The organism is Streptococcus lactarius (genome assembly GCF_016642265.1).
GTDB classification, from domain to species: Bacteria; Bacillota; Bacilli; order Lactobacillales; family Streptococcaceae; genus Streptococcus; species Streptococcus lactarius.
In genome coordinates this window covers 1-5,477 of sequence record NZ_MRXX01000016.1, presented here as the reverse complement: position 1 = coordinate 5,477, position 5,477 = coordinate 1, and the positions used below count along the sequence as shown (strand labels likewise).

General features: G+C 43.3%; 5 protein-coding genes. All 5 read right to left on the bottom strand.

All coding sequences use genetic code 11. The features are described from left to right. Nucleotides 1-81: 81 nt before the first annotated feature. Nucleotides 82-330, bottom strand: coding sequence for a hypothetical protein (locus BTU61_RS09805; protein ID WP_200773375.1), 249 nt, complete (start codon nt 328-330; stop codon nt 82-84). Between the two features lie 86 nt (nt 331-416). Beyond that, nucleotides 417-2,171, bottom strand: coding sequence for an ABC transporter ATP-binding protein (locus BTU61_RS09800; protein ID WP_200773374.1), 1,755 nt, complete (start codon nt 2,169-2,171; stop codon nt 417-419). Further along, entirely contained in the window at nt 2,158-3,912 is a 1,755-nt protein-coding gene (locus tag BTU61_RS09795) for an ABC transporter ATP-binding protein (RefSeq protein ID WP_200773373.1), read from the bottom strand. The genes BTU61_RS09800 and BTU61_RS09795 overlap by 14 nt, the downstream gene beginning before the upstream one ends. Nucleotide 3,913: 1 nt before the next feature. Then, nucleotides 3,914-4,579, bottom strand: a complete 666-nt coding sequence (locus tag BTU61_RS09790; protein ID WP_200773372.1) for an MmcQ/YjbR family DNA-binding protein — start codon at nt 4,577-4,579, stop codon at nt 3,914-3,916. 188 nt (nt 4,580-4,767) lie between these two features. Beyond that, nucleotides 4,768-5,370: a hypothetical protein gene (locus tag BTU61_RS09785; protein ID WP_200773371.1), complete on the bottom strand. Its 603-nt coding sequence runs from the start codon at nt 5,368-5,370 to the stop codon at nt 4,768-4,770. Between the last annotated feature and the right edge of the window lie 107 nt (nt 5,371-5,477).

Sequence of the window (5,477 nt, the reverse complement as noted above, 5' to 3'; positions counted from 1 at the left end):
TACATCCCTACTCAACTTTGTGGAGGTGGGACGACGAAATCGAACTCTAACGAATAACCGATTTCTGTCCCACTCTCTCTTTTATTTCTTCAACTGTTGATAGACCACTCTTGCATTTTGAATGCCAATGTGATAGTCCAGACGAATCAAGCGAATGGCTTCTATCTCTGGAGCCTTGAGATACTTTTCTTTTTGTTCCTTAGAAATGCTTCCCGGTTGAAGGAGGAAATGGGTCAGTTGATTCCTTACTTTATTGAGCTCGACTTGCAGAGTGAAATAGAGTCCAAATAAGATAATCACAACTCCCATGAGGATGAAATCATTTGACATATGCCTTACTCCCTTTTCTTCTTTTCTTTATTTTACTGCGAATAGATCAAAAATACAAGGTTAAATTTGGAATGAACACTCATCCTTTACTGCATCATACCAGCTTGCAGGTCATACATTTTCTTATAGGTCCCTTTAAGAGCAATGAGCTCCTCATGGCTTCCCGATTCGATGATTTTTCCTTTATCGAGCACATAGATGCAATTGGCATCTTGAATCGTTGAAAGGCGGTGGGCGATAGCAATGGTCGTCCGCCCCTGTCGCATCTTCTTCAGAGAGCTTTGAATCATCTCTTCAGTTTCCTGGTCAATATTGGCTGTGGCCTCATCTAGAATCAAGATCTTCGGTTTGGCAGCAATCGTCCGGGCAAAGGCAAGAAGTTGGCGTTGCCCAGTAGACAAGGTCGAACCACGTTCTGTCACAGGATGGTCATAAGCTCCTGGAAGGCTTTCAATGAAATCTGCCACATCCACAAATTCTGCAGCTTGATGAATTTCCTCATCTGTCAATTCTTGATGATACATGCGGATATTTGAAGCAATGGATCCATGGTAGAGAAAGGGCTCCTGCAGAACCAGACCGATGGATTTTCGCAAGGCTTCTTGACGATAGTCCTTGATATCATTTCCATCAATCAAGATCCGACCACGATCAAATTCATAAAAGCGCATAAAGAGATTGATGATTGAGGATTTCCCAGAACCGGTATGACCAACAAAGGCAATGGTTTCTCCATTTTTGACCTCAAAAGAGATATCTTTTAGAACATCCCGTTTCCCATCGTATGAAAAGGAAACGTGCTCAAAGTGAATATCTCCTCGCTCAATTTCGTTTAGATATCCAGCTTGCTTGGGTTCGTAGTCTGTTCGATCCATCATCTCAAAGACACGCGCTGCAGAGACTGTTGACGTCTGTAAGGTCGCAAAATTCTGGGTGACATCAATCAAGGGTTGAAAGAGCTGGTTAACGTACTGGATAAAGGCATAGATCAATCCTGCTGTAAAGCCTGAATTGCGCCAATTGAGTCCAAAGAAGGTCAGAATAACGGCATAAGCCAGGACCTGTAAGAGCGACATAGCTGGCCTTAAAAAGATGGAATTGACATCCACGGAGCGATTGGCATAAGACAAATGCTCACCATTGATTTGCTCAAACTCTTGGGTCAGGCGCTTCTCTTGACGAAAGGCCTGTACGATCCTCATGCCTTCAATGGATTCAGCTAATTTCACATTGATATCCGATAATTTTTGTCGGGTCATTTTGACCAATCGATTGGAAAACTTGCGATAGAGCTTGATCGAAATCCAAATGATCGGCAGAAACGGCAGGATCCAAATAGTCAAATGCCAGTCCAAACTAAACATGGTTACTAGAGTCACTAAAAAAAGCAAGAGAGAGGAAACCAAACTTGAAAAGACGGTAGAAAACATATCTGCCACTGCCTGGGTATCATTGGTCACGCGCGAAACAATGGAACCTGCTGCTGTCTGGTCATAAAAGGACATGCCAAGGCCTTGGAGGTTCCGGAAAATATCCAAGCGAATATCTCTTACAATGGAATTGGACACGCGTGCAAAACTGATTTGACTCAGGTAAGTCGCCAGCACCCGGGCAACAAATAAGGCATAATAGAGTGCCAAAAACTGAAGAGCTGTTAGGACGGGAGCCGTTGACACTTTGGGATCCACCAGATTGTCTATAAACCAGCGTGCCGCGAGAGGGATAGCTGTTAAGAGAAGACTGGTTAGGAAGGTAAAAGCCAAGGCCAGTGCAGTCAGCCATTTGTAGCGCCACATATAAGCCAAGAGTCGCTTCATCACACTAGCTTCAGATAGTTTCATTTAGCTTTCCCTCCATTTCTTGAGATAATTGTTGGGCTTGGTAGGTTTCATAGTACCAACCCTTTTCTTCAATCAAGCTTTCGTGGTTACCACGTTCCTTGATCTGTCCATTTTCCATCACGAGGATCACATCTGCATGAACAATCGCCGATAAGCGATGGGCTGTTAGAATCGTTGTTTTACCAGTCCGGTTTTGTTTCATATTTTCAATGATCTGATGCTCGGTCTTGGCATCCACTGCCGATAAGGAATCATCCAAAATCAAGATCTCCGGATCCATAACCAAGGCCCGACTCATAGCAATTCGCTGTTTTTGTCCTCCTGACAGTGAAACACCTCGCTCACCAATCACGGTCTCTAGCTGATCTGGCATGGATAAAATATCCTCGTAAACATCACAGATCTTTAAAGCCTCTACCAGCGCTTCTTCTGAAAGTTTAGGATCAGAAAAAGCTACGTTCTCACGAATGGTCATCGCAAATAGAATCTGGTCTTGCGGGACATAGCCGATCAGGCCACGCAAATCCTCTAAACGATAGTCTTTGAGAGAGACTCCATTGAGAAAGATCGTGCCTTTCTCCAGGTCGTGTTCCCTTAGTAAGAGGCGCAGCAAGGTCGTTTTACCAGAACCAGTCGGTCCCACAATCCCAAGAGTTTGCCCCTTCTCTAGACGAAAATGAATATGAGACAGAACCGGCTCATCCTCATAAGCAAAGGATTGAATCTGATATTCCAGGTCTCCATTTTGAATTTCAGTAACAGGCTGAGCTGGGTCCTTGATATCAGCAGACTCTGCTAGTAGCTTTTCAATACGGTCATAAGATACACTGGCCCTCTGACTGATATTAAACAAAAAGCCCATGGCTTGAAGCGGCCACACTAGCATATTAAGATAAGTGATAAAGGTTACAATTTGCCCAACGCTTAAGGACCCTTCTTGGACAAATAACCCTCCAAAGTAGAGTGTGACCACATAGGACAACCCAACAAATAGAAGCGTCGTTGGATCAAATAAGGCATTATAACTGGCTGATCGCATATTCTTGCCGAAAACCATTTGATTGGTCTTTTCAAAAGCCTGAATTTCATCTGTCTGAAATCCGAAGGATTTGGTCACCTTGACCCCAGAAACTGATTCCTGAACAAAATTGTTTAAGTCCGAAAAAGCTTCTTGGGCTTCTTTAAAGGCCTGGTGATTTTTGCGACCGATCGCAGAAGTCACAACCACCATGAAAGGTAGGGGCAAAATCGCCAGTAAGGTCAAGCGCCAATCAATCATGAAAAACATGCTCACCAAGGTGACCAAGGCCGTCACAGAAGCATCAACTGCAGACATGACACCGCCACCTGCATACATGGTTACCGCATTGATATCGTTGGTCGCATGGGCCATGAGATCTCCTGTCCGATAACGTTGGTAAAAAGAAGGCGACATGAGCGTAAATTGTTTGAACAAACGGTAGCGCAAGATCCGAGCCAACTTATTAGCTGTCCCAAAAATATAGCGCCGCCAGATAAAACGAAGAGCGTACATAGCAAGGGCCGCAACTACCAAGAGCAAAATATCCAGGGCCAATTGCCCCATCGACAGTCTTTTTTTATAGATCCGGTCAATCACGACCCCCATGATTCTGGGAGGGATCAGATTAAAAAAACTAACCAGGATTAAGGATAAAATACCAATCAGATAGTGTTTCTTTTCTAATCTAAAAAACCAGGATAGTTTGTGTAACAATTTCATTTTAAGTTCCTTTTTTCGTAAGTTGCCAACTGGTATCTACTAGAGCAAATAGCTCTTCATCGGTAAGTGAATCGTCTAGCGGGATGCTCACCCAATACTTCTTATTCATATGAAAAGCCGGATAAATCCCCTTCTCATGTATTAAATCCGCAGCTTGATTAGCCTTAACATTTAAAACTTCAATTTTCCCAGACTTGCCAGCATCCAATTTCTCCCAATCAATGGTCATAAAAACCCCATACCACTTGAGCGTCTTTCGGTGCCGAATAGCTCCTGAATTGGGAGAACGTTCCCAAAGATACTCAATAGATCCTTGATAGCGCTGGGAAATATAGTTCATGAGACGTTTTGCTTGAGGATAGAGAAAGTCTTCCACTTCGAAACAAGCCTGCCGAATGGCTGCCAGGCTTTCCTGACAAGCTTGGCGAACTTGGCCGACAAAATTTCCTTGGAGTTGTTCCAGATGGATCTGGATGTATTCATCTCCCGTATCCTGATCATAAACTTTAAAGGAAATCTTCTGGTTCTTGATCCAGAACTTCAGCAAAAAGCTATCCTCTACCACCAAACACTGGTAGATGTATCCCGTATCCGTCTTTCTAAACCCATAAGCCAGCCCTTTTTCAGGCTGAAAGGTATAGCGGTCAAAATAATGCTCTAAAAACATCTTGTCTTCCCTTCTATGGCTACCAACGAGAAAGAGAGTGGGACAGAAATCGGTCATTCGTTAGAATTNNNNTTTGTCCCAGCCTCTTTATATCAACTAGTACCCGTTTCTCATGACTGACTGCTCTGACGAAACTATCACACCCCGACTAGTCCCTAAAAGGATCCCTAGATCCCTTATTTACATCACTAGTACAAGGGAATGGTAATGGTCACTTTGGCAGCCCCATTTTCAACATGCGCTTTTGAAATAGTATAGACTGCTTGAGGGAGCTGGAGGGTCAAGTTGTCATCATTCACTGTCAAATCGGCTCCGTTCTGGCCCTCCTTCTCTTTTAAATAGTTGAGAACCAAAGATTTTGGAATCGGTAATTTTCCTAATTTAGCACCTGTAAGGTGGCTGGTCAACACATTGTTTTCAACCTGTGTCGTCATCGTCAAATCCAGGTAACTATCAACTGGCCCTATAGAAACAGGAATTTTGACATGAAGATCATTGCCATTCATCTCAAGGGCCATCTTTTGATAATCTGAATGTTCAAGTGCATCGCCAGCACTAGTTTTCACGATTTGACTGAGCTGCACAGAATTTAGACTCAGCTCAGTTGATAATCCTTCTGTGGTAACGGATCCATTTGAGGCAGCATTTTTTGCCAGGTCCACTATGGAACTTCCTGCTTGTACATTTCTCAGCTGTTCTCCCTCAGGAACAGAACCAGGAACCAATAAAACCACTAAGAAGATAAAAAGAAGAAGAAAAATCCCAAACAATCGTTTGATCCACTTAAACATGACGGCCTCCAATACGTGAAAATTGTATTTCTATTGTACCCTAAATCTGTTGAAAATGCGACTAAGGAGTGTTTGACAAAAGCAAAAAAGAGTGTGGGACAGAAATC

Coding starts and splice junctions, on each gene's coding strand:
- BTU61_RS09805 (WP_200773375.1), bottom strand. CDS start 330: ATGTCAAATGATTTCATCCTCATGGGAGTTGTGATTATCTTATTTGGA.
- BTU61_RS09800 (WP_200773374.1), bottom strand. CDS start 2,171: ATGAAACTATCTGAAGCTAGTGTGATGAAGCGACTCTTGGCTTATATG.
- BTU61_RS09795 (WP_200773373.1), bottom strand. CDS start 3,912: ATGAAATTGTTACACAAACTATCCTGGTTTTTTAGATTAGAAAAGAAA.
- BTU61_RS09790 (WP_200773372.1), bottom strand. CDS start 4,579: ATGTTTTTAGAGCATTATTTTGACCGCTATACCTTTCAGCCTGAAAAA.
- BTU61_RS09785 (WP_200773371.1), bottom strand. CDS start 5,370: ATGTTTAAGTGGATCAAACGATTGTTTGGGATTTTTCTTCTTCTTTTT.